Raw genomic sequence first — 22,081 nt, forward strand, 5'->3', positions numbered from 1 at the left:
GCCCGCCATGGTAGCCCGCCGGGCGGCAGATGTCGCCTCAGTAGGGCATGGGATGAGCGCGATGGGCGGCGTCGATATCCTCCAGCACCGCGTCCGACAGGGTCACCGCGTCGCCCGCCAGCAGGTGCACGAGTTGCGCCCGCGTCGTCGCCCCGACGATCACCGAAACGGGGAAGGGCCGCCTGCGCTGCCAGGCCAGGGCCATGTGCACCGGGTCCAGCCCGTGTTTTTCCGCCACGTCGAGGTAGGCCTGCACCGCCGGCAGCGCGCGCGGTGTCATGCGCCCGCCCAGGCTGGTGTTGGCCCCGTCCCGGCGCGATCCGGGCGGCGTCACGTCGCCCTGGTATTTTCCCGTCAGAAGCCCCGCGGCCAGCGGCGAATAGGACAGCAGGGTGACGTCCTCGTTAACCGCCATCTCGGCCATGTCGGTGTCGTAAAGCCGGCAGAGCAGCGAATATTCGTTCTGCACGCTGGCCATGCGCGGCGCGCCGACCCTGTCGGCCATGTCGATCCAGCGGGTGCAGCCCCAGGCGCTTTCGTTGGACATGCCGAAGGCGCGGATCTTGCCGGCCGTGCGGGCGCGTTCCAGCCCCTCCAGCACGCCGGCCATGTGGTCCATTGTCTGCTGGCGGTCCTGTCCCGAGGGATCGTAGGTCCAGTTCTGGCGAAACATGTAGGAGCCGCGCATCGGCCAGTGCAACTGGTAGAGGTCGATCCAGTCGGTGCCCAGGCGGCGCAGCGAGGCGTCGATCAACGCCTCGATGTTGCCGGGGCCGTAGCCCTCGCCGTCGCGGATCATGCGGCTGTCGCCGCCCGCCTTGGTGGCCAGAACGACGTGGTCGCGCTTGCCGGTGTCGGCGAACCAGCGGCCGATCATTTCCTCGCCCTGCCCCACGGTTTCCCGGCGCACCGGGTTGACGGGATACATCTCGGCGGTGTCGAAAAAGTCGATTCCCGCCTCGAGCGCCATGTCCATCTGCGCGAAGGCATCCTCCTGCGGGGTCTGCGCCCCGAAGGTCATGGTGCCCAGGCACCAGTCGCTGACCTCGATCCCCGTGCGGCCCAGTTCCAGCCTGTTCATGCGCCAACCCCTTTGCTGTCTGTTGGGCGCGACGATAACCGCCTGACCGGCAGCAACAAGGGGGCACACGCCCGATAAGGCGTCGGTGAGCCGCCAGCCGGCCTCTGGTCCTTCGCGCCCGGAGCGATTACACCGGCGGCAAATCCAGCAACAGGCAGACCCCATGGCCCGGCACCTCATCACCTCGGCGATTCCCTACATCAACGGGATCAAGCACCTCGGCAACCTGGTGGGCAGCCAGCTTCCGGCCGACCTTTTCGCGCGCTACCAGCGCGGGCGCGGCCACGAGGTGCTGTTTCTCTGCGCAACCGACGAACACGGCACCCCGGCCGAACTGGCCGCGGCCAAGGCCGGCAAGCCGGTGGCCGATTACTGCGCCGAGATGTGGCAGGTGCAAAGCGATATCGCCGCCGGCTTCGGCCTGTCTTTCGACCATTTCGGACGGTCGTCCTCGCAGGCCAACCACCGCCTGACCCAGCATTTCGCCAAAAAGCTCGACGAGGCCGGGCTGATCCGCGAGGTCAGCGAGACGCAGATGTATTCCCCCGCCGACGGCCGCTTCCTGCCCGACCGCTACATTGAGGGGACCTGTCCCAACTGCGGGTTCGACTCCGCCCGCGGCGACCAGTGCGACAACTGCACCAAGCAACTGGACCCGGTGGAGCTGATCGACGCGCGCTCGACGATTTCGGGCGCCACTGATCTGGAGATGCGCACCACCAAGCACCTCTACCTGTGCCAGTCGCGGCTCAAGGATCGTCTGGAGGAGTGGATCGACACCCGCGAGGGCTGGCCGGTGCTGACCACCTCGATCGCGAAGAAATGGCTCAACGACGGCGACGGGCTGCAGGACCGCGGCATCACCCGCGATCTGGACTGGGGCATCCCGGTTCAGCGCGGGGATGAGCCGTGGCCGGGCATGGAGGGCAAGGTCTTCTACGTCTGGTTCGACGCGCCCATCGAATACATCGCCTGCGGCCGCGAATGGGTCGAGGCCGGCAAGGGCGCGGATTGGGAGCGCTGGTGGCGCACGGACAAGGGCGCGGAGGAGGTGACCTACACCCAGTTCATGGGCAAGGACAACGTGCCCTTCCACACGCTGTCCTTTCCGGCGACGATCCTCGGCTCGGGCGAGCCGTGGAAGCTGGTCGATTACATCAAGTCGTTCAATTACCTGAATTACGACGGCGGGCAGTTCAGCACCTCGCGCGGGCGCGGGGTGTTCATGGACCAGGCGCTGGAGATCCTGCCGGCAGATTACTGGCGCTGGTGGCTGCTGTCCCACGCGCCGGAATCGGCGGATGCCGAGTTCACCTGGGAAAGCTTCCAGTCCGGCGTCAACAAGGACCTTGCCGACGTGCTGGGCAATTTCGTCAGCCGCGTGACAAAGTTCTGCCGCTCGAAATTCGGCGAGGCGGTGCCCGCGGGCGGCGCGCCGGGCGCCCCCGAAGAGGCCCTGATCGCCGACCTGAGCGCCCGGGTGCGCAGCTACGAGGCGCAGATGGACGCGATCGAGGTGCGCAAGGCGGCCGCCGAGCTGCGCGCCATCTGGGCCGTGGGCAACGAATACCTGCAAGAGGCCGCGCCCTGGGCCACCGTCAAGGAGGACCCGGACAGGGCCGCCATGCAGATCCGCCTGGCGCTGAACCTGATCCGGCTTTACGCCGTGCTCTCGGCCCCGTTCATCCCCGGGGCGTCGGCGACCATGCTGCGGGCGCTGAACACCCCCGATGCCGCCTGGCCCGATGATCTGCCCGCGGCGCTGACGGTGCTCGAGGCCGGCCACGTCTTCACAGTGCCCGACAACCTTTTCGGCAAGATCACCGACGACCAGCGCGACGCGTGGCAGGAACGTTTCGCCGGGACCCGGGCCTGAGCGCCGCCCGGCGGTCGGGGGCGCAGTCAGTCCGAAGGTGCACAGCGGCGGCCCGTCCCCGTGACCGCAGGGCCTTCGGTGTGGCGTTTGCCGGACGTTTTGCGGACAACCACCCAGTCGCCCGAAAGTAGAAGACTCGTCGTCGCCTGTCCGCGCCCGTCAAGGTCCGTCCCAGCCTGTGATGGTTATCGACGTGCATGCCCGTTTTGCCGAACCGGCCCGCCGTGCTCTCACCCGGCCCAGGCCCAGGGCCGGGTATAGGCGCCCAGCGCCGTCTGGACGTCCGCGTCGGTGACGGTGCCGGTCTTGCGCAGGTAACACACCAAGCCCAGTTTCTTGTCCTCTTCCACCTCGGCCACCTCGGCGGCAACCTCGGCCGCCGCCAGCGCCGCGCCGTAGACCCGCGCGATGGCCAGCTTGCGCAGCTCGTTCTTGAGGGTCTTGCCGACGGCCGTCTTGGGCAGTTCCGGCAGGATGTCCAGGTGCTTGATGTGGGCGGCGCGCTCGTGGATACGCTCGTTGGCGAACAGCATCAGCTCGGCCTCGGTGACCTCTGCCCCCTCGACCAGCTCGACATAGGCACAGGGCAGTTCGCCGGCGTGGGCATCGGGCTGGCCGATGGCGGCGGCAAAGGCCACGGCCTCGTGCCCGGCCAGGGCCTCCTCGATCTCGGCGGGGTCGATGTTGTGGCCGCCACGAATGATCAGGTCCTTGGCGCGGCCCGTGATCCAGAGATAGCCGTCCTCGTCGATGCGGCCCAGATCACCGGTGCGCAGATAGCGGTCGTGGTGGAACAGGCCGTTGTTCTTCTCGGTCTGGGTATAGGTCTTGCCCTCGTAGACGCCGGGGCTGTCGACGCAGATCTCGCCGATCTCGTTGACGCGGGCCTCGGCCGGCCCGTCCGAGGTATGGTTGAGGATGCGCACGTCCGAATGGGGAAACGGCAGCCCGATGGAGCCGACGCGCTTTTCCCCGTCGGGCGGGTTGATCGACACCAGGCAGGTCGCCTCGGTCAGGCCGTAGCCCTCGCAGATGGTCACGTCAGCGGCCTCCTCGAAGCGGCGGTACAGTTCCAGCGGCAGCGGCGAGGAGCCGCAGAACACCAGCTGAAGCGAGGATATGTCCGCGTCCACCTTGCGCTGCATCATCGCCGAGAGCGCCGTGGGCACCCCGATCAGGAAGGTCGCGTTGTAGCGTTCGATCAGCTTCCAGAGGTTGTCGAAGACCCCGTCGCCGCGATAGCCCTGCGGCGTGGGAAAGACGATATGCGCGCCCGAACTCAGCGAGGCCCCCAGCGAGACGGTCGTCGCGAAGACGTGGAACATCGGCAGCGGCGTCATCTGCACGTCCGTCTCTGTGAACAGCAAGCGCTCGCCCAGCCAGGCGTTGTAGATGATCCCCGAATAGCGGTGCTGGGCGACCTTGGGCATGCCGGTTGTGCCGCCGGTGTGGAAATAGGCGGCGACGCGATCGGCGCGGCTGTCGTCAAAGGCCAGGACCGGCGCGTGGCGGTCCAGCTCGGTGTTGAAGTCGATGACCCTGGCCTTGTGACTGGCCGGGTTCTTGGGCCGCACCAGCGGGACGATGAATTTCTTCAGCCCGGTGATGTAGCGCAGAAGGTCGACCTCGAGCACGGTTTCCACGTTGGGCGCGAGGGCCACGGCCTCGGCAGCTTTCTGGGCGACGTCGGTCTTGGGAAAGGCCCTCAGCGTGACCAGGATCTTGGCGTCGGTCTCGCGCAGGATGGCGGCGATCTGCTCGGGCTCGAGCAGCGGGTTGATCGGGTTGACGATGCCCGCGACGGCCCCGCCGAGGTAGGTCAGCGCCGCCTCGGTGCAGTTGGGCAGAAGGAAGGCGACGACATCGTCCTCGCCCACGCCGAGGCCGCGGAACATGTTCGCCGCTTGGCTGACCCGGTCCTTGAGCCCGGTCCAAGTCAGCGTCTCGGCGGGCGCCTTGGGGTCGGAAAACATCTGGAAGGTGAAGGCGTTGCGCCGGCCGTGCGCGGCCTCGGTGCGTGACAGCAACTCATAGAGCGTCACCGGCACGTCGCGCGCCTCCCACGGCATTTCCTGTTCGATCGCGTCGCGATCGGCCATCGAGGCAAAGCTCATGGTCGTCTCCTCCCTGAAAGACCGCCGAACCCGCGTCCGGCCCGTGATCGGTTGGCAGAAAGGATGAGCGCGCCGCCGCGACAACGCAAGAGTGACGCGGCGAAATTCGCGCCCGCGCTATGCGCATGTTCCGGGTCGCTCGGGGCGAACCGCCGGCGCATGCTCCGGCGCAGGAGACGCGCCATGACCGAACTGACCGTTGCCCTTGTGCTGTTTCTTTTCCCGCTGGCCTACAGCCCGGGACCCGGAAACCTGTTCTTCGCGGCCAACGGCGCGCGCTTCGGGGTTCGGGCCACCCTGCCCGCCTTTCTCGGCTACCACCTTGCGACGTGGCTGGTGACGCTGGCCATCGGCCTCGGGCTGATCGGCACCCTGGCCACTGCGCCGGATCTGGCGCGGGCGCTGCAATGGGCCGGGGCCGTCTATGTTGGCTGGCTGGCGCTACGCTTCTTGCGGGCCGGGGCGCTGGAGGGCGCGGGCGATGCCCGCCCGGCCAGCCTGTGGGACGGTGCGCTGCTGCTTGTGCTGAACCCCAAGGCCTATGTCATCATCGTGTTGATGTTCACGCAGTTCGCGCCCCTAACGGCCGATGTCCCCGGCGCGACGCTGCTCATCACCTCGGTCTTCACGCTCAACAATTTCGTAGCGTTCATGGTCTGGACGCTGGCGGGCGACGTGCTGGGGCGCTGGTTCCGCAAGGACACTTCCGCCAGGATCCTGAATTTCGGCTTTGGCCTGCTGCTGATCGGTGTGGCGCTCTGGCTGCTGGCCGCCTGAGCGGTTCACTCGGCCGCCATGCCCTCGGTGAATTGCAGCCGGGCCAGCCGCGCGTACAGCCCGTCCTGGGCCACCAGCTGGTCATGCGTGCCCTGGGCGACGATGCGCCCGGCCTCAAAGACGACGATGCGGTCGGCCTTCTTTACCGTGGCGAGCCGGTGGGCGACGATCAGCGTTGTGCGATCCCGCGACAGGGTATCGACGGCGTGCTGCACCGCGCGTTCGCTTTCGGCGTCCAGCGCGCTGGTGGCCTCGTCCAGCAACAGCACCGGCGCGTCACGCAGGATGGCGCGGGCGATGGCGATGCGCTGTTTCTGCCCGCCCGAGAGCATCACGCCGCGTTCGCCGACATAGCTGTCGTACCCCTGCGGCAGGGCCTGCAGGAAGTCGTCGGCGGCGGCGGCGCGGGCCGCGGCCTCGACCTCGGCGTCGGTGGCCTCGGGGCGGCCGAAGCGGATGTTCTCGCGCGCGGTCTCGGCAAAGATCACAGGGTCCTGCGGCACGAGGGCGATATGCCGGCGGAAATCGGCGCGGGCCATCGCGCGCAGGTCGGTTCCGTCAAGGCGCACCGCGCCGCCGTCGGGATCGTAGAACCGCAGGAGAAGCTGGATGATCGTCGTCTTGCCCGCCCCCGAGGGCCCGACCAGCGCCACCGTCTCGCCGGGGTGCACCGTCAGGTCGACGCCGTCCAGAGCCCTCTGTTCGGGGCGCGCGGGGTAGCTGAAGGTGACCCCGTCGAAGGCGATCTCGCCGCGGCGGGCGGCGGGGGCCGGCAGGGGATCGGCCGGGTCCTGCACCGCGTCACTGGACTGCAGCAATTCGACCAGCCGCTCGGTCGCGCCGGCGGCGCGCTGCAATTCGCCCCAGATCTCGGTCAGGGCGCCCACGGCGCCGGCGACCATGATCGCGTATATCACGAACTGCACCAGTTCGCCGATGGACATCTGGTCGGCGCGAACGTCGCGCGCGCCGATCCAGAGCACCCCCACCACCCCGGCGAAGACGAGAAAGATCACGATGGCCGTCATCAGGGCGCGCACCCCGATCCGGCGGCGGGCGGCGACGAAGCTCTTTTCGGTGACGTCGTGGAACCGCGCACGGCTGCGGCCCTCGTGGGTGAAGGCCTGCACCGTCTGCGCCGACAGAAGCCCCTCGGAGGCATTGCCCGACGAGGCCGCGATCCAGTCCTGATTCTCGCGGCTCAGGCTGCGCAGGCGCCGCCCCAGCACCACGATGGGCACGATCACCGCCGGCACCACGAGCAGCACCATGCCCGTCAGCTTGCCCGAGGTGACGAGCATCAGCGCGAGCCCGCCGATGAAAAGCAGCAGGTTGCGCAGCGCGATCGAGACGGACGAGCCGATCACGCTGAGGATCAGGGTGGTGTCGGTGGTGATCCGGCTGAGAACCTCGCCGGTCATGATCCGCTCGAAGAAGGCCGGCGACATGGAAATCATCCGGTCGTAGACGGCCGTGCGGATATCGGCGACCACACGCTCGCCCAGCCGGGTGACAAGGTAGTAGCGCACCGCGGTGCCCAGCGCGAGCAACCCCGCAAAGAGCAGGGCGGCGGCGAAATACTGATCCAGCAACCGGCCCGAGGATGTGTCGAAATTGTCCACCACGCGGCGCACCGCGATGGGCAGCATGAGCGAGATCACCGCCGTCACCACCAGCGCGAGGATCGCCGCCGTCAGCATCACGCGATAGGGCCGCATGAAGGGCCAGAGCTCGGCCAGCGCGCCGACGCGCCGGGACTTGGCGCGGTCGTCGTCAGTGCTGTTGGGGGGCGCTGCCATGATGGTCCTGTTCGTCGCGTCGCTGCGCTTGACTTAGCGACAGACCCCACCAAGCACAAGCCTGGGGTGCGGTGCGCGCCACGTGGCCGCGGGCGCGGTCAGCACCGCGCGTCAGCGGAAGGATCCTGGAGCGGGTAGCGGGAATCGAACCCGCACCAAGAGCTTGGAAGGCTCGTGTGATACCATTTCACCATACCCGCTCGCGATACTCGCTAGCTATTTGATGGTGGCCGAGCGGTCAAGCCGAAGGTTCCGGCATCTTGTCGGGCAGGTGGACCCCACGGGGCCGCTTCGCTCTGGCCTCGGCGGCGAAAACCCCCTATTTCGGCCCCAAAGCAGCCCGGAGGACACAGCCCATGCCGCCCCGCAACGAGGCCGCGCTCGATTTCCTGCTGACCCGGCGGTCGCGCCCGGCCAAGACGCTGACGACCCCGGTGCCCGACCGGCCGGCGCTTGAGCAGCTGTTGACCGCCGCCGCGCGCACGCCCGACCACGGCAAGCTGGAACCCTGGCGCTTTGTCGTGCTCGAACGCACGGTCCTGCAGCGGTTGGCCGAGGTCGTCCCCGCGCGCCACGCTGCCCTGGGCCTGCCCGAGGAGCAGCTGGAAAAGGGTCTGGCGCAGTTCCGCGACGGCGGCCTTGCGGTGGCCGTGATCGAAAGCCCGGTGATGTCCGACAAGATCCCGGCCATCGAGCAGAGCTATTCGGCGGGCGCGGCCTGTCTGGCGCTGCTCAACGCGGCGTTGGCCTCGGGCTGGGGGGCGAACTGGCTGACCGGCTGGCCGGTGCATGACCGGACCTTCGTGGAAACCCATCTGGGCCTGGCCCCCGCCGAGCGTGTCGCGGGCCTCGTCCATATCGGAACCGAAACCAGCGCACCGCCCGAGCGCCCCCGCCCCGACCTGGGCCGGAAAGTGACCTTTCTCGAATGATCCTGTCCGATTTCGCCAAGGCCCTTGGCCAGATCGGCGACCCCCGCTTTCGCCGGGTGCTGTGGTGGGGCGTGGGGCTGACGCTGGCGCTGCTGGTGGCGGCCTACGCGGGGCTTTTGCAACTGGCCGCGATGGCGGACCCCGGTCCGGTCTCGCTTCCGTTTCTCGGCGAGATCACCTGGATCGGCGACCTGCTGACCTGGGGCAGCGCCCTTTTCATGCTGTTCCTGTCGGTATTTCTGATGATTCCCGTCGCCTCGGCCATCACCTCGATGTTTCTCGACGACGTGGCGCAAGCGGTCGAGGACCGGCACTATCCGCATCTGCCGCCGCTGGGACAGCAGAGCCTGTGGGACGCGTTTCGCGACACCATAAATTTCCTGGGCGTGCTGATCGGGGCCAACCTGCTGGCGTTCTTCGCCTATGCGGTTCTGCCCTTCGCCGCGCCCCTAATCTTTTACGGGCTCAACGGGTTCCTTCTGGGGCGCGAGTATTTCACCGTGGCGGCGATGCGCCGCGAGGGGCGCGCGGGCGCCGAGGCCATGCGCCGCGCCAACCTGCCGCAGATCTGGATGGCCGGGGTGCTGATGGCGCTGCCGCTGACCGTGCCGCTCATGAACCTGTTCATCCCGATCCTCGGGGCGGCGACCTTCACGCATCTCTACCACCGGCTGGCGGGCTCGGCGCCGGCGCCGTCAGTCTGATCCGTTCCGGCCGGTGGCGCGCCCCTCGGGCTTGAGCCGATAGACCCCCTCGGGCAGGTCCAGCGCCATGCCAAGGTCGCGCAGTTGCGCCATCGACAGCGTCACCCGCACCACCGCGTCGCGGCGCGGGTCCAGTTGTTCGAGGGTCACGCATTCCTCGAAGGCGTTGATCGTCACGTCCTCCTGCAGGTGCGGGCCGCTCTCGTCGACGAGGGTGACGACCGTGGCGTCGAAGTCGTGCTCGATCGTGAACATGGGGTCGGGCTCCTGGCTGGGGCAAGTGGCGGCAGTCTTTCGCCAAGGCCCGCGATGTCAAGGCGGACGGGTCTGGCGCAGGCTGGCCCCGGCCTTATATCCCTAGCATGGGATATGGTAGGAGGCGAGGCGCGATGCTGGCACGATGGGCTGCTGTGGTGGCTGGTCTGCTGCTGGCAGGCTGCACCATGCCGCCCGTGTCCCCGGGCCCCGCGCCCGGCGCTGACACGCCGTCCGCAGCCGCCCCCGCGGCGCAGGCCTTCGACATCCCGCGCCAGCCGCGGGCAATCCAGCGCGCCTTCGTCGATGTGGTCGATCGGGTGGAACCCGTGGCCGAGGCCGAGTGCCGCCGCGTCGACCCGCGCCGCAACTGCGATTTCCTGATCGCCGTGGACGACCGGCCCGAGGTGCCGGCCAATGCCTTTCAGACGCTGAACGAGGACGGCCGGCCGGTGATCGTCTTTACCCTCGGCCTGATCGCAGATGCGCGCAACCGCGACGAACTGGCCTTCGTCATGGCCCACGAAGCTGCGCACCACATCGCCGGGCATATCCCCCGCCAACGGCGCAACGCGACGCTGGGGGCGCTGGTCTTCGGCCAGCTCGCCGGGGCGACGGGCGGCAACGTGGCCGAGGCGCAGGAACTCGGTGCCGCGCTGGCCGCGCGCAGCTATTCCAAGGAGTTCGAACTGGAGGCCGACCGCCTCGGCGCGATCGTCGCCGCCAGGGCCGGCTTCGACCCGCTGCGCGGGGCGGATTTCTTCTTTCGCATTCCCGACCCGGGCGACCGGTTCCTCGGCACGCACCCGGCCAACGCCGACCGGATCGCGGCGGTGCGCGCGGCGGTGGCGGGCCTTTAGCCGGGCAGGCTGAAGGTGCCCAGGGAAATGGCGATAAAGAAACAGGCCGAGGCCGCGAGGACATGCCCATGCCAGAGCGCGTTGGCAAACCGCATCTCGGCCCAGTAGAACAGGCCAACCCCGACCGAATAGGTGATCCCGCCGGCCAGGATCAGCACCGAGGCCCCCACCGGCAAAAGCTGCACCAGCGGCCAGGCCAGCAGCAGGCTCATCCAGCCGAGGGTCAGATACATCACCGCGGCCCATTTGCCGGGGCGCTTGCGCAGGGCCAGCTTGACCACCGCGCCGATGCTGGCCAGCACCCAGACCAGCGTCAGCACCCCATAGGCAAAGCCCGTGCCAATGAAGACCGCAAAGGGCGTGTAGGTGCCCGCGATCTTGAAATAGATCGCCGCCTGGTCGATCCGCCGCAGGGTATCGCGCAGCGCCTCCCACGGGGCGAGGTGGTAAACCGCCGAGATCACGAAGGACGCGATCAACGCGCCCCCGTAGATCGCCAGGCCGGCCATGGTGCCCCCATCGACATGGGCACTCGCGAAGACGAGCAGCAACGCCGTGCCGGTCACGGCAAACCCGATGCCGAGAGCGTGCAGGACCGCATCCGCGATCACTTCGGCGCGGCTGTGGGCGCGATCGGTCATGCCCTGATGTTAGCAATTCCCGGCGGGGTGTCACAGCAAACGTGGCGTCAAGCGCGCGCGGCCGGCGTCGTCACGCCGGGTTGATCTGGCGCAAGGCACCCCGTGATCGGCTGCGGCACGCTCATCCCACATGATCCGTTGGGAGATGACCGATGACGAAACTGGGCGATGCACGCAAGCATTATTGGCTGATGAAGGGCATGGCGCGGGCGCGGGGCGTGGACCTGGGCCGGGCCATGACCGAAGGGCGCCTGAGCACGACGGGATATGCCGGGATGGTCACGGCCTGCCGCAGCTGTTCGCGACCCGGCGCGTGCAAGGCCCTGACGAACACGCACGAGGCGCTGGAAACCGGCCCGGCCTATTGCGTGAATCGCGACCGGCTGACAGACCTGCGCGACTGAAGCGGCTGACCGCGGCCGCGGTCACTCTCGCGCCCGGAACGCGATGCCCGGGCCGCCAGTGACCAGAGCCGCCGGCCCGTGATCCGCCTTAGCCCTGAACGTGGCGCGCGTCCGGGTGCAGCGACTTGCCCAGGATATGATCGGTCCGGTGGATCACCCGTGCCGCGGGGCCGACGATTTCGGGCTCGGGCGCGCGGGCGACCTCGGGGGCCTTGTCGGGATAATCCAGCGTCGACAGGAAATGGCGCATGCAATTGATACGCGCCCGTTTCTTGTCGTCGGATTTCACCACGGTCCAGGGCGCGTCGGCGGTGTCGGTGTAAAAGAACATCGCCTCTTTCGCCTCGGTGTAGTCGTCCCACTTGTCGAGGCTGGCCTTGTCTATGGGCGACAGTTTCCACTGTTTCAGCGGGTCGGTTTCGCGCGCCTTGAAGCGGCGTTGCTGTTCGTCCTGCGTGACCGAGAACCAGTACTTGTAGAGCCGGATGCCCGCCCGCACCAGCATGCGCTCGAAGTCCGGGGTCTGGCGCATGAATTCCAGATAATCGTTTGGCTCGCAGAACCCCATGACCCGTTCCACCCCGGCACGATTGTACCAGGACCGGTCGTAGAAGACCATTTCGCCGGTTGTCGGCAACTCGGTGATGTAGCGCTGGAAGTACCACTGGCCCCGTTCCTCCCAAGTGGGCTTGTTGAGCGCGACAACACGGGCCTGGCGCGGGTTCAGGTGTTCAGTGAAGCGCTTGATCGTGCCGCCCTTGCCGGCGGCATCGCGACCCTCGAACAGCAGGACGAATTTCTGCCCCGTCTCCTGCGCCCAGAGTTGCACTTTCAGCAACTCCGCCTGGAGGCGGGCCTTTTCCGACTCGTAGGGAACACGGCCCAGCTTGGGCAGCTTGGTCCGGCTGTCGCCGGTGTGCCGGGCCGCTTTGATGGCTGTGTCGCGGGTAGCGGTGTCGTACATGGTGTCTCCTGCCCGTGTTGATGGGACAGAGCGTATACGCGTCCGCTGCAAGCCGCCTTGATATGGCGCAAGGCCCGTGGAAGGTCCGCCCAAAGTGTTCATCCCGGCGCTGTGCCACGAGACGGAAGTCCGCCAAGGCCGCGCCTGACGGCTGAGCCGTGTAGCTGTCCGCTTGGCTGCTGACGACGGTCGCTGATTCGGCGGCAAGCCTTGGGACAGGAGCCGGTTACGTCCTGTGCAAGTGGCGGCGCGGGCTTACCGCGCAACACCGCGAGCGGCGCGGCGCGCACGTCGGCGGTGCATCGCATAGAGCGCCGGGGCCGCCACATGGCGATAGCCGCGGTCGGCCAGCCCGTGGATACCCGGCAGCCCCGTCAGACGGGCCAGCCAGCGCCAGCCGGGCAACCGCGCCCAGAGCAGGCGAAAGGCGTCAAGCCCCTCGTGCAAGTCGCCGTCGTGCTGCACGCGGAAGGTGCGCGCGGCGGCGTCCCGGTCCAGCCCCCAGGCGGAGGCCGCGTCCAGCCCGTCGATCTCGAGCGCCACGCCCGCCCGCTCGGCTTGCCGTGCATAAGCGGCAACCTCGCGCGAACAGATCGGGCAGGTGTCGTTGTGGAGCACTTTCGTCATGGTCAGTGAAATAGGGGGGCGATCCCCCCCGGCAAGGAGAAGCGCCCGACATGGCCCTGCGAAAGGCTAGGGTTGCCTGCACTTGACTCCTCGCGTCAATCGCGTTTCGCCAGACACCCCCACAGATCATAAGCTCCCGCCTCGTCCACCTCGACGCGCACGATCTCTCCGACGGACAGGCCCTCGGTGCCCGCGTCGATGAACAGGTTGCCGTCGATCTCGGGCGCGTCGGCCCTCGTGCGGCAGGTGGCGATGCCGTCGTCGTCGAGGTCGTCGACGATCACCTCCAGCCGCTGGCCCACCTTGGCGGCCAGCTTGGCCTCGGAAATGGCCTGGGCCTTTTCCATGAAACGGTCCCAGCGGTCCTGTTTGACCTCGTCGGGGACATGATCGGCCAGCGCATTGCTGCGTGCGCCTGCGACGTTCTCGTACTGAAAACAGCCGACGCGATCCAGCTGCGCCGTGTCCAGCCAGTCCAGCAGGTGCTGGAACTCGGCCTCGGTCTCGCCCGGATAGCCGACGATGAAGGTCGAGCGCAGGGTGATATCAGGGCACAGCCCGCGCCATTCGGCGATGCGGTCGAGCGTGCGTTCGGCATGGGCCGGGCGGGCCATCCGTTTCAGCGTGTCCGGGTGGGCGTGCTGAAATGGAATGTCCAGATACGGCAGCACCAGCCCCTCGGCCATGAGCGGGATCAACTCGCGCACGTGCGGGTAGGGATAGACGTAGTGCAGCCGTACCCAGGCCCCCAGACTGCCAAGGTCGCGGGCCAGCCGGGTGATGGGCTGTTGGGGGCCGACGCGGTCCGCGCGGGGCCAGTCTGTGCCATAGGCGCTGGTGTCCTGGCTGATGACCAGCAGTTCCCGCACGCCGTTCTCGACCAGCTTTTCCGCCTCGCGCAGCACGGCCTTGTGCGGGCGGCTCGCCAGTTTCCCGCGCATGTCGGGGATGACGCAGAACCTGCACGAGTGGTTACAGCCCTCGGATATCTTGAGATAGCTGTAGTGCCGCGGCGTCAGGCTGACCCCGCGTGCAGGCAGCAGATCGACGAAGGGGTCGGGGGCAGGCGGCACCGCGGCATGAACGGCGTCGAGCACCTGTTCATACTGATGTGGCCCTGTCACGGCGAGGACCCTGGGATGCGCACCGGTGACATAGGCCGGCTCGGCCCCGAGGCAGCCGGTGACGATGACGCGCCCGTTCTGCGCCAGCGCCTCGCTGATGGCCTCCAGGCTCTCGGCCTTGGCACTGTCGAGAAAGCCGCAGGTGTTGACCACCACCGCGTCCGCACCGGCATAGTCGGGCGAGATGGCGTAACCCTCGGCCCGCAGACGCGTCAGGATGCGTTCGCTGTCCACCAGCGCCTTGGGACAGCCAAGGCTGACCATGCCGATGGTGGGCTGCCTGTCACGCCCCTCGGGCCGGGCGGGTTCGCTGACGCGGGCACTGGCGAGGTCGGGGCGCAGGTCGGGCGGGTTGGGGGCCATGGCGAGTGCCTTACCCTGCGCGCGCTCCTGCGGGAAGGGGGCATCGCCGGGTCATGGTCCTTTTGCCGCTTCGGACTATTTCCTGACGCGGTGCTCGCACCCGCCCCGCAAAAGAGGAGACACGCCCATGCCCGCCCGTATCCATGCCCTTGTCGTCGCTTTGATCGCCCTGGCGGCCCCTGCCGTGGCGGCCGAGCCCGACCGCATGGCCTTTGACTCCATCGACGGGGGCACACTGCGGCTGGACGGCCCGGCGTTGGTCACGAATACCGCCTCGCTTTGCGCCTATACCTCGCAGTTCGATGACCTGCAGGCCCTGCACGAGGACTACGCCGAGGCGGGGCTGACCGTGCTGGCCGTCCCGTCCGAGGATTTCCGCCAGGAGCTGGACAGCGAGGCAGAGGTGAAAGAGTTCTGCGAGGTCAATTTCGACCTGACCCTGCCGATGACGGTTATCACCCCCGTCAAGGGGCCGCAGGCGCACCCGTTCTATCGCTGGCTGGCGCAGGATCACGACATCGTGCCGCGCTGGAACTTTCACAAGGTCCTGATCGGACCCGAGGGCGCGGTTCTGGGCCAGTGGGGCTCGCCGGTATCGCCGACGTCCCCCGCCATCACCGGCGCAGTCGAGGCCGCCCTTGGTGGCTGACACCCCGCTGTTCCTCGGCTCCGAGATTTACCGCGGATCGAGCTATGGGGCCTGGCACCCGCTGCGCATCCCGCGCGTGTCGACGGTGATCGACCTCGCGCGCGCGCTGGGCTGGCTGGGGCCGGATCAATACCGTACCAGCCCGCGCGCCAAGCCCGCCGCGCTGACGGGCTTTCACACACGGCGCTACGTCGCGGCGCTGCACCGGGCCGAGCGCGACCAGCAGGTTCCCGAGGCGATCCGCGCGCGGCACAATATCGGCACGCCGTCCAACCCGGTCTTTCCCGAGATGTACTCGCGCCCGGCCACGGCCGCCGGGGCCTCGCTTCTGGCCGGCGAGTTGCTGGCGCGCGGCGGCGTCGTGCATTCCCCCGCCGGGGGCACGCATCACGGCCTGCCCGACCGGGCCAGCGGGTTCTGTTACCTCAATGACGCGGTGCTGGCCGTTCAGGCGCTGCGGCGCAATGGCGCGCGGCGCGTCGCCTACGTCGACATCGACGCGCACCACGCCGACGGGGTCGAACACGCCTTTGCGCGCACGCCCGAGGTGCTGGTGATCTCGACCCACGAAGAGGGGCGCTGGCCGCGCACCGGCGGGCTGGGTGACCGCGGGGTCGGGCAAGTCTTCAACCTGCCGGTGCCGCGCGGGCTGAACGACAGCGAGATGGCTCTGATCCGCGATGCGCTGATCCTGCCGCAGGTCGCGGCCCACCGGCCCGACGCGGTGGTGCTGCAATGCGGCGCCGATGCCGTGCTGGAGGACCCTCAGTCGCGGCTGGCGCTGTCCAACCGCGCGCATTGGGCCGTTCTGCGGGCACTGCGACCCATGGCCCCGCGCCTGCTGGTGCTGGGCGGGGGTGGCTACAACCCCTGGACGGTCGCCCGGCTCTGGGTCGGCAATTGGGCCGTGGTGAACGACCGCGAGGTGCCTGATCGCCTGCCCGCGGCGGCGCAGGACGTGCTGCGCGGGCTGCACTGGACGCGGCAGGGCTCGACCCGGCAGATCCGACCCGAGCCGCACTGGATCACCACCCTGGCCGATGCCCCGCGCGAGGGACCGATCCGGCCCGAGATACGCGACCGGATCGGCATGCTTGCGGGCCGCCGCGCCGCCTGAGCGGGCGGCGACCCGCGTCAGTCAGTGGTCAGGCCGCCAGACCCAGCTTGTAGACGTGGATCTCGAAGGTGGGGTGTTGTTCGGCCCCCAGGATATCGGCCCGCGCGTGGCGATAGGTCGAGCGCCAGTAGGGCTGCACGATCACGCCCTCCTCCTGCATGATCCGCTGCATCTTCTCCGACAGCGCGCGGCGCGTGTCGGCATCGGCCACGGACAGCGCCTCGGTGAGGGTCGCGTCGAACTCGGGGTTGGAAAACCCGGATTCGTTCCACGTCTCACCCGAGCGATAGGCCAGGGCCAGCACCTGCACGCCGAGCGGCCGCTGCGCCCAGTCCGTCGCCGAGAAGGGATAATCCGTCCAGGCGTTCCAGAAGGTCGCCCCGGGGATCACCGTGCGCTTGACCGGGATGCCCGCGTCGCGCAGCTGGGCGGCGACGGCATCGCAGGTGGCGCGGCGCCAGTTGTCCTCGATCGAGATCAGCTCGTGCTCGTAGTCGGCCATGCCGGCCTCGGCCATAAGGGCGGCGGCACCCTCGGGGTCGTGTTCGGGGGCCGGAAGCTCGGCATACTCGGGGTGGATGGGGCAGACGTGGTGGTTCTCGGCCACGCGGCCGCGCCCGTCATAGCCCAGGCTGAGCAGCACGTCGTTGGACACCGCCTTGGCCAGCGCGCGACGCACCCGCACGTCCGCGTAGGGGCGCTGTCCGTCCACTTCGGCCTGCTGGTTGGGGCGGATGACCACGGTGTTGGCGGTCACGGCCTCGGACTTGGTCCAGCCGAGGGTGTCCATCAGCTCGACAAACTCGCCCAGCGATTCGTAGACCATGTCCACCTCGCCCGATTGCGCAGCGGCAAAGTGCGAGGCCTGGTCGGTGCCGAAATCGATATACTCGATCCGATCGAGGTAAGGCCCGCCGAAGACATCGCTGCCCCACCAGGCGTGATCGGTGTTGCGCACCAGCGCGGAGCGCACGCCGACCTGAAGCTCCTCGGGCAGGTAGGGGCCGGTGCCCTTGGGGTTGGCCATGGGATCGCCCGAGAAGTCCTGCGGCACGATCGCGGCCGGGTAATCCGAAAAGCCCGCGATCAGCGTGATATCGGCGGACGAGAGGGTGAGCGTGACGGTCAGATCGTCGGTTACCTCGATCGCGCCGTCGCGCGCCACGCCGGTCTCGGGGTCGATCAGCGGCGTCATGCGCGAGGCCATGGAATTGCCCTCGACATCCTTTTCGCACCAGCGGGTGATGTTGTGGGCGACGTCGGCGGCGGTGAAATCGCTGCCGTCGTTCCAGGTCACGCCCGGCCGCACGCGCAGGGTGTAGACGGTGGCGTCGGCATTGACCTCCCAGCTTTCGAGCAGCATCGGGGTGATCGACCCGTCCCGCTGGTATTCGACGAGGTATTCCAGCCACCCGCGCGAGAAGTTGGACATCTGCGGCCAGTCGTAGGTGCGCGGGTCCTTGAGCGCGCGCACGTCGGACTGGATGCGCACCGTGCCGCCCTGCCGGGCCGCGCCCTGGGCGCGCGCGGGGGCCGGCGCGGTCAGGCCGATCAGGCCGTAGGCGGCCCCGACCGACACGCCGAGCGAGGTCGCGCGGGTCAGGAATTCGCGCCGCGACAGTTTCCCGGCGTCATGTTCGGCGGCAAGGTCGCGGGCGGCGGGATGGGGGGTATCTTTATCCATGAGGATTCCGTTTTGATGAGATTTGAGGAGAGAAGCTCGCGCCGCCGGAACATGGCAGGGCGCGGTCATGGCTCGGCCGTTGGCGGGCAACGGGCGGCGCGGCTCATCCGCGCCATTCGCTAATGGTAGGCGGCCTTGGCGGGGAACCAAGGAAAAATTGCGGCGTGCCCCGGCGTCGTGCCTCGCGCACCCCGCCTATTGCTGGCGCGTGTCACCCAGCCGATCGGCCCAGTCGTAGTCCTGCACGGTGATAAAACCGGACCAGATCACGCCGGCCAGCACCGCCCAGATCAGCAGCGCCCAGACGGTCGTGATCCGGGCCTTGCGCTTGAGCTGCGGATCGGACGGGGCGCTCTTGTGGGTGCCGGGCACGACGTCGCCGGCCTCTCCCTGCGTTGTCAGGCGCAGCGGCAGCACCACGAAGAAGACCATGAACCAGACGATGGCCAGCAGCACGAGCGAGGAGGTGATACCCATCAGACCTGTTCCAGTTCGGTCAGGGTGCCGTTCATGTCCTTGGGGTGCAGAAACAGCACCGGCTTGCCGTGGGCGCCCATCTTCGGTTCGCCGTCGCCCAGAACCCGCAGCCCGGTCTCTTTCAGCCTGTCGCGCGCCGCAAGGATATCTTCGACCTCGTAGCAGACGTGATGGATGCCGCCCGCGGGGTTCTTTTCCAGGAACCCGGCGATGGGGCTGTCCGCGCCCAGCGGGTACAGCAATTCGATCTTGGTATTGGGCAGGTCAATAAAGACCACCGTGACGCCGTGGTCGGGTTCGTCCTGCGGCGCGCCCACCGTGGCGCCCAGCGCGTCGCGATACTGCGCCGCCGCCGCCTCGAGGTCGGGCACGGCGATGGCCACGTGATTCAAGCGTCCGATCATACTCGCCTCCGGTCTGAGAGTTCCTGTATGGGCCAGCCGCGCCGCCGGGGCAATCCGTCGCGCCACGGCGCCCCCCGCGTTCCAACGTCGCGGGCGTTAACCGGGCCTTCACCAAGCTGAGTCCCAATGAGCCGACCACCACCACAGCCTCCGGGGGGGATCGCCGTATGGACAGCCTCGACGACATCGTCACCACCCGCCCGCCGACCGCGACGCGCCCGCTGCTGGGCCTGACCGTGCTCGCGGTCGAGGACAGCCGCTTCACCTCGGAGGCGCTGCGCCTTCTGTGCCTGCGCTCGGGCGCGCGCATCCGGCGGGCGGACACTCTGCACCATGCCCGCCGGCACCTGCGGGTCTACCGGCCCTCGGTGGTGCTGGTCGACATGGGCCTGCCCGACGGGTCGGGCGCAGCGCTGATCGCCGACCTCGCCCAGGCGAGCCCGCGCGTGGACGTCCTGCTGGGGATGAGCGGCGATCTCGACACGCACGACACCGCACTGAAGGCCGGCGCCGACGGGTTCCTGGCCAAGCCGGTGGCCAACCTGAGCCAGTTCCAGTCGGTGATCCTGCATCACCTGCCCCCGGCACAGCGGCCATCCGGCCTGCGCGTGCTGACCGACGCCCGGGTCGAGCCCGACGCGATCGCCCTGCGCGACGACCTCGCGGCGGCCGCCGGGGTTCTTTCCGGGGCGCCCGAGGGAAGGCGCTTGCGCTACCTGACACAGTTCCTCGGCGGTGTGGCCCGAAGCGCCGCGGACACGCCGCTGTCCGAGGCTGTCGATTGCCTGGAAGACCGTCTCGTCAGCGGCCAGCCCACCGGGCACCAGCGCGACCGCGTCGCCGTCATGGTGCAGGACCGGCTGGCCCGGGCGCGATCGATATGACGGCGTGCCCCGCCGCGGGGGCCGGTTTCCCCGGGATCGCCGCCTCGCCGTCCAATTGCCGCCCGATTCGCCAGCCAGATTTCGGCCGTGGTCACCACGAAAGGGGCGGAAAAATGGATCGCATCGTCGCCACCCTCTGGTCGGGGGACAAGGGCAACAGCACCGTCGATTGGCTGGTTCTGACAACCGGTCTGGTTCTGCTGGCGACCGCCGTCACGGCCGCTGTAACACCCGCCCCGCACGAGATCGCCCAAACGGACGGATCAATCGTCGCCCCGCCGGCCGAGGCGGCGGCCGCCAGCCGCGACACCGACGCCTGATGCGCGGCACGGCCTCCCGCACCCGACAGATCACGCGCCCCGGCCCCTGTCGAGGCCATCCGCCCGGCCGCATGCGCGCCATATCTTGAACGCCCCGGCCGGGGCGCAGGCTTTACGCCTCGGGCGGGATCACGCGCAGGTGCAACTCGCGCAGCTGCGCGTTGGTCGGCTCGGAGGGGGCGTCCATCATCAGGTCCTCGGCGCGCTGCGTCATGGGGAACATGATGACCTCGCGGATGTTGTGTTCCTCGGCCAGCAGCATGACGATGCGGTCGATGCCCGCGGCGCAGCCACCGTGCGGGGGCGCGCCGTACTGGAAGGCGCTGACCAGTCCGCCGAACCGCTTGCGGACCTCGGCCTCGTCGTAGCCGGCCTTCTCGAAGGCGCGGATCATCACGTCGAGCCGGTGGTTGCGGATCGCGCCCGAGACCAGTTCGTAACCGTTGCAGGCCAGGTCGTACTGGTAGCCCCGCACCTGCAGCGGATCGCCCTCCAGCGCGGCCAGCCCGCCCTGGGGCATGGAGAAGGGGTTGTGGCTGAAGTCCACAACGCCGGTTTCCTCGTCGGCCTCGTACATCGGGAAATCGACGATCCAGGCAAAGGCGAAGCGGTCGTGGTCGGTCAGGCCCAGTTCCTCGCCGATGACATCGCGTGCCTTGCCCGCGATCCGCTCGAACCCGGCAGGCTTGCCGCCCAGGAAAAAGGCCGCGTCGCCCACGCTAAGTCCCAGCTGCTGGCGGATCGCCTCGGTCCGCTCAGGGCCGATATTCTTGGCCAGCGGGCCGGCGGCCTCAATGCCGTTTTCGCCGTCGCGCCAGAAGATATAGCCCATCCCCGGCAGGCCCTCTTTCTGGGCAAAGGCGTTCATCCGGTCGCAGAACTTGCGCGACCCGCCCCCCGGCGCGGGGATGGCGCGCACCTCCGTGCCCGCCTGCTCCAGCAGCTTGGCGAAGATGGCAAAGCCGCTGCCGCGGAAATGCTCGGAGGTGTCCTGCATCTTGATCGGGTTGCGCAGGTCGGGCTTGTCGGTGCCGTACCATTTCGCCGCATCGGCATAGGAAATCTGCGGCCAGACGGTGTCGACCGTCTTGCCGCCTCCGAAGTCCTCGAAGATGCCCTGGATGACCGGCTGGATGGTGTCGAAGACGTCCTGCTGCTCGACAAAGGACATTTCCATGTCGAGCTGGTAGAAATCGGTGGGCGAGCGGTCAGCGCGCGGGTCCTCGTCGCGAAAGCACGGCGCGATCTGGAAATACCTGTCGAAGCCCGAGACCATGATCAGCTGCTTGAACAGCTGCGGCGCCTGGGGCAGCGCGTAGAACTTGCCCGGATGCAGGCGCGAGGGCACGAGGAAGTCGCGCGCCCCCTCGGGGCTGGAGGCCGTGATGATCGGCGTCTGGTATTCGCGAAAGCCTTGATCCCACATGCGCCGGCGCATCGCGGCCACCACGTCCGACCGCAGGGTCATGTTGCGCTGCATCTGTTCGCGGCGCAGGTCGAGGTAGCGATAGCGCAGGCGCGTGTCCTCGGGGTAGTCCTGATCCCCGAAGACCTGCAGGGGCAGTTCCTCGGCCGCGCCCAGCACCTCGATGTCGCGGATGTAGACCTCGATCTCGCCGGTGGGCAGCTTGGGGTTGACCAGCTCGGGATCGCGGGCCTTGACCACGCCGTCGATGCGGATGCACCACTCGCTGCGCACCTTTTCGACCTCGGCGAAGACCGCACTGTCGGGGTCGCAGAGCACCTGCGTGACGCCGAAGTGATCGCGCAGGTCGATGAAGAGCACCCCGCCGTGGTCGCGCACGCGGTGGACCCAGCCCGAGAGGCGGACGGTCTCGCCGACGCTGTCCCGTGTCAGGGCGGCGCAGCTGTGGGTGCGATAGGCGTGCATGGGGTGTCCTCTTGCGATGGGCCGGGCGTCGGTCGGGCCGATACACCGTGGCACCGGCGGGGGCAAGGGCGCAGGCGGCGCGGGCTTTGACAGGCCGGGGCATCGGCGTATGCTCATCGTGCATTTTTTGGGGA

At 68.5% G+C, this 22,081-nt stretch carries 22 protein-coding genes and 1 tRNA gene; 10 read left to right on the forward strand and 13 right to left on the reverse strand.

Annotated features, from left to right (window positions below; translation table 11 throughout):
* Positions 1–37 precede the first annotated feature (37 nt).
* Positions 38–1,081, reverse strand: a complete 1,044-nt coding sequence (locus BU124_RS05060; RefSeq protein ID WP_084861368.1) for an aldo/keto reductase — start codon at positions 1,079–1,081, stop codon at positions 38–40.
* Positions 1,082–1,223: 142 nt separating this feature from the next.
* Between BU124_RS05060 and metG the strand changes: the two genes are divergently transcribed.
* A complete protein-coding gene (gene metG / locus BU124_RS05065; protein ID WP_281250892.1) occupies positions 1,224–2,957 on the forward strand; it encodes a methionine--tRNA ligase in 1,734 nt (577 codons plus the stop codon).
* Between the two features lie 230 nt (positions 2,958–3,187).
* Here metG and BU124_RS05070 read toward each other — a convergent pair whose 3' ends face one another.
* Positions 3,188–5,071, reverse strand: a complete 1,884-nt coding sequence (locus BU124_RS05070) for an acyl-CoA synthetase (protein ID WP_084861370.1) — start codon at positions 5,069–5,071, stop codon at positions 3,188–3,190.
* Between the two features lie 183 nt (positions 5,072–5,254).
* Here BU124_RS05070 and BU124_RS05075 point away from each other — a divergent pair, with 183 nt between their 5' ends.
* A complete protein-coding gene (locus BU124_RS05075; protein ID WP_084861371.1) occupies positions 5,255–5,848 on the forward strand; it encodes a LysE family translocator in 594 nt (197 codons plus the stop codon).
* A 5-nt stretch (positions 5,849–5,853) separates the two neighbouring features.
* Here BU124_RS05075 and BU124_RS05080 read toward each other — a convergent pair whose 3' ends face one another.
* Positions 5,854–7,647: an ABC transporter transmembrane domain-containing protein gene (locus BU124_RS05080; RefSeq protein WP_084861372.1), complete on the reverse strand. Its 1,794-nt coding sequence runs from the start codon at positions 7,645–7,647 to the stop codon at positions 5,854–5,856.
* 126 nt (positions 7,648–7,773) lie between these two features.
* Positions 7,774–7,847 (reverse strand) — tRNA-Gly (locus BU124_RS05085).
* 156 nt (positions 7,848–8,003) lie between these two features.
* Between BU124_RS05085 and BU124_RS05090 the strand changes: the two genes are divergently transcribed.
* Both BU124_RS05090 and BU124_RS05095 read left to right on the forward strand, forming a co-directional pair.
* On the forward strand, positions 8,004–8,579 hold the full coding sequence (locus BU124_RS05090) for a nitroreductase family protein (protein ID WP_084861373.1): 576 nt from the start codon (positions 8,004–8,006) through the stop codon (positions 8,577–8,579).
* On the forward strand, positions 8,576–9,283 hold the full coding sequence (locus BU124_RS05095) for an EI24 domain-containing protein (RefSeq protein WP_084861374.1): 708 nt from the start codon (positions 8,576–8,578) through the stop codon (positions 9,281–9,283). Before BU124_RS05090 ends, BU124_RS05095 begins: the two co-directional genes overlap by 4 nt.
* Here BU124_RS05095 and BU124_RS05100 read toward each other — a convergent pair.
* On the reverse strand, positions 9,275–9,538 hold the full coding sequence (locus tag BU124_RS05100) for a hypothetical protein (RefSeq protein ID WP_084861375.1): 264 nt from the start codon (positions 9,536–9,538) through the stop codon (positions 9,275–9,277). The two genes, BU124_RS05095 and BU124_RS05100, sit on opposite strands and share 9 nt — an antisense overlap.
* Before the next feature lie 158 nt (positions 9,539–9,696).
* Between BU124_RS05100 and BU124_RS05105 the strand changes: the two genes are divergently transcribed.
* Positions 9,697–10,398 (forward strand): M48 family metalloprotease, encoded by a 702-nt coding sequence (locus tag BU124_RS05105; protein WP_245831613.1) that lies wholly within the window; start codon positions 9,697–9,699, stop codon positions 10,396–10,398.
* Here BU124_RS05105 and trhA read toward each other — a convergent pair.
* Positions 10,395–11,039 carry a PAQR family membrane homeostasis protein TrhA gene (trhA, locus tag BU124_RS05110; RefSeq protein ID WP_084861377.1) on the reverse strand — a complete coding sequence of 215 codons (645 nt, stop codon included), beginning with the start codon at positions 11,037–11,039 and terminating at the stop codon, positions 10,395–10,397. The two genes, BU124_RS05105 and trhA, sit on opposite strands and share 4 nt — an antisense overlap.
* 152 nt (positions 11,040–11,191) lie before the next feature.
* Here trhA and BU124_RS05115 point away from each other — a divergent pair, with 152 nt between their 5' ends.
* Complete coding sequence (locus BU124_RS05115; RefSeq protein WP_084861378.1) at positions 11,192–11,443, forward strand: DUF6455 family protein; 252 nt, start codon at positions 11,192–11,194, stop codon at positions 11,441–11,443.
* A gap of 88 nt (positions 11,444–11,531) precedes the next feature.
* On the opposite strand, the gene ppk2 is transcribed toward BU124_RS05115, so the two are convergent.
* From ppk2 to rimO, 3 genes are all read right to left on the reverse strand, one after another.
* A complete protein-coding gene (ppk2, locus tag BU124_RS05120; RefSeq protein WP_143529893.1) occupies positions 11,532–12,407 on the reverse strand; it encodes a polyphosphate kinase 2 in 876 nt (291 codons plus the stop codon).
* Positions 12,408–12,662: 255 nt separating this feature from the next.
* Complete coding sequence (locus BU124_RS05125; protein ID WP_084861380.1) at positions 12,663–13,034, reverse strand: thiol-disulfide oxidoreductase DCC family protein; 372 nt, start codon at positions 13,032–13,034, stop codon at positions 12,663–12,665.
* Between the two features lie 95 nt (positions 13,035–13,129).
* Positions 13,130–14,521, reverse strand: a complete 1,392-nt coding sequence (rimO, locus tag BU124_RS05130; RefSeq protein ID WP_084861381.1) for a 30S ribosomal protein S12 methylthiotransferase RimO — start codon at positions 14,519–14,521, stop codon at positions 13,130–13,132.
* A 127-nt stretch (positions 14,522–14,648) separates the two neighbouring features.
* Between rimO and BU124_RS05135 the strand changes: the two genes are divergently transcribed.
* Together BU124_RS05135 and BU124_RS05140 are read left to right on the forward strand one after the other, a co-directional pair.
* On the forward strand, positions 14,649–15,170 hold the full coding sequence (locus BU124_RS05135) for a glutathione peroxidase (RefSeq protein WP_084861382.1): 522 nt from the start codon (positions 14,649–14,651) through the stop codon (positions 15,168–15,170).
* On the forward strand, positions 15,163–16,287 hold the full coding sequence (locus BU124_RS05140) for an acetoin utilization protein AcuC (RefSeq protein WP_084861383.1): 1,125 nt from the start codon (positions 15,163–15,165) through the stop codon (positions 16,285–16,287). The genes BU124_RS05135 and BU124_RS05140 overlap by 8 nt, the downstream gene beginning before the upstream one ends.
* Positions 16,288–16,315: 28 nt before the next feature.
* Here the strand turns inward: BU124_RS05140 and BU124_RS05145 are convergent, their stop codons facing one another.
* The 3 genes from BU124_RS05145 to mce all read right to left on the reverse strand — a co-directional run bounded on the left by BU124_RS05145 (position 16,316) and on the right by mce (position 18,852).
* Complete coding sequence (locus tag BU124_RS05145) at positions 16,316–17,971, reverse strand: ABC transporter substrate-binding protein (RefSeq protein WP_084861384.1); 1,656 nt, start codon at positions 17,969–17,971, stop codon at positions 16,316–16,318.
* 195 nt (positions 17,972–18,166) lie between these two features.
* Complete coding sequence (locus BU124_RS05150; RefSeq protein WP_084861385.1) at positions 18,167–18,448, reverse strand: DUF1467 family protein; 282 nt, start codon at positions 18,446–18,448, stop codon at positions 18,167–18,169.
* Complete coding sequence (gene mce / locus BU124_RS05155) at positions 18,448–18,852, reverse strand: methylmalonyl-CoA epimerase (protein WP_084861386.1); 405 nt, start codon at positions 18,850–18,852, stop codon at positions 18,448–18,450. Before mce ends, BU124_RS05150 begins: the two co-directional genes overlap by 1 nt.
* Positions 18,853–19,019: 167 nt before the next feature.
* On the opposite strand from mce, the gene BU124_RS05160 reads away from it, so the two are divergent.
* Positions 19,020–19,736 carry a response regulator gene (locus BU124_RS05160; RefSeq protein ID WP_084861387.1) on the forward strand — a complete coding sequence of 239 codons (717 nt, stop codon included), beginning with the start codon at positions 19,020–19,022 and terminating at the stop codon, positions 19,734–19,736.
* A gap of 113 nt (positions 19,737–19,849) precedes the next feature.
* Positions 19,850–20,056, forward strand: coding sequence for a hypothetical protein (locus tag BU124_RS05165; protein WP_084861388.1), 207 nt, complete (start codon positions 19,850–19,852; stop codon positions 20,054–20,056).
* A gap of 112 nt (positions 20,057–20,168) precedes the next feature.
* On the opposite strand, the gene aspS is transcribed toward BU124_RS05165, so the two are convergent.
* Positions 20,169–21,947 carry an aspartate--tRNA ligase gene (gene aspS, locus BU124_RS05170; protein WP_084861389.1) on the reverse strand — a complete coding sequence of 593 codons (1,779 nt, stop codon included), beginning with the start codon at positions 21,945–21,947 and terminating at the stop codon, positions 20,169–20,171.
* Between the last annotated feature and the right edge of the window lie 134 nt (positions 21,948–22,081).

Origin of the sequence: Salibaculum halophilum (assembly GCF_002094885.1) — a bacterium.
GTDB classification, from domain to species: domain Bacteria; phylum Pseudomonadota; class Alphaproteobacteria; order Rhodobacterales; family Rhodobacteraceae; genus Salibaculum; species Salibaculum halophilum.

Excerpts from the sequence above, each read along its gene's own strand:
- BU124_RS05060 (WP_084861368.1), bottom strand. The coding sequence starts at position 1,081 with ATGAACAGGCTGGAACTGGGCCGCACGGGGATCGAGGTCAGCGACTGG.
- BU124_RS05070 (WP_084861370.1), bottom strand. The coding sequence starts at position 5,071 with ATGAGCTTTGCCTCGATGGCCGATCGCGACGCGATCGAACAGGAAATG.
- BU124_RS05075 (WP_084861371.1), top strand. The coding sequence starts at position 5,255 with ATGACCGAACTGACCGTTGCCCTTGTGCTGTTTCTTTTCCCGCTGGCC.
- BU124_RS05080 (WP_084861372.1), bottom strand. The coding sequence starts at position 7,647 with ATGGCAGCGCCCCCCAACAGCACTGACGACGACCGCGCCAAGTCCCGG.
- BU124_RS05090 (WP_084861373.1), top strand. The coding sequence starts at position 8,004 with ATGCCGCCCCGCAACGAGGCCGCGCTCGATTTCCTGCTGACCCGGCGG.
- BU124_RS05095 (WP_084861374.1), top strand. The coding sequence starts at position 8,576 with ATGATCCTGTCCGATTTCGCCAAGGCCCTTGGCCAGATCGGCGACCCC.
- BU124_RS05100 (WP_084861375.1), bottom strand. The coding sequence starts at position 9,538 with ATGTTCACGATCGAGCACGACTTCGACGCCACGGTCGTCACCCTCGTC.
- trhA (WP_084861377.1), bottom strand. The coding sequence starts at position 11,039 with ATGACCGATCGCGCCCACAGCCGCGCCGAAGTGATCGCGGATGCGGTC.
- BU124_RS05115 (WP_084861378.1), top strand. The coding sequence starts at position 11,192 with ATGACGAAACTGGGCGATGCACGCAAGCATTATTGGCTGATGAAGGGC.
- ppk2 (WP_143529893.1), bottom strand. The coding sequence starts at position 12,407 with ATGTACGACACCGCTACCCGCGACACAGCCATCAAAGCGGCCCGGCAC.
- BU124_RS05125 (WP_084861380.1), bottom strand. The coding sequence starts at position 13,034 with ATGACGAAAGTGCTCCACAACGACACCTGCCCGATCTGTTCGCGCGAG.
- rimO (WP_084861381.1), bottom strand. The coding sequence starts at position 14,521 with ATGGCCCCCAACCCGCCCGACCTGCGCCCCGACCTCGCCAGTGCCCGC.
- BU124_RS05135 (WP_084861382.1), top strand. The coding sequence starts at position 14,649 with ATGCCCGCCCGTATCCATGCCCTTGTCGTCGCTTTGATCGCCCTGGCG.
- BU124_RS05145 (WP_084861384.1), bottom strand. The coding sequence starts at position 17,971 with ATGGATAAAGATACCCCCCATCCCGCCGCCCGCGACCTTGCCGCCGAA.
- BU124_RS05150 (WP_084861385.1), bottom strand. The coding sequence starts at position 18,448 with ATGGGTATCACCTCCTCGCTCGTGCTGCTGGCCATCGTCTGGTTCATG.
- mce (WP_084861386.1), bottom strand. The coding sequence starts at position 18,852 with ATGATCGGACGCTTGAATCACGTGGCCATCGCCGTGCCCGACCTCGAG.
- BU124_RS05160 (WP_084861387.1), top strand. The coding sequence starts at position 19,020 with ATGGACAGCCTCGACGACATCGTCACCACCCGCCCGCCGACCGCGACG.
- BU124_RS05165 (WP_084861388.1), top strand. The coding sequence starts at position 19,850 with ATGGATCGCATCGTCGCCACCCTCTGGTCGGGGGACAAGGGCAACAGC.
- aspS (WP_084861389.1), bottom strand. The coding sequence starts at position 21,947 with ATGCACGCCTATCGCACCCACAGCTGCGCCGCCCTGACACGGGACAGC.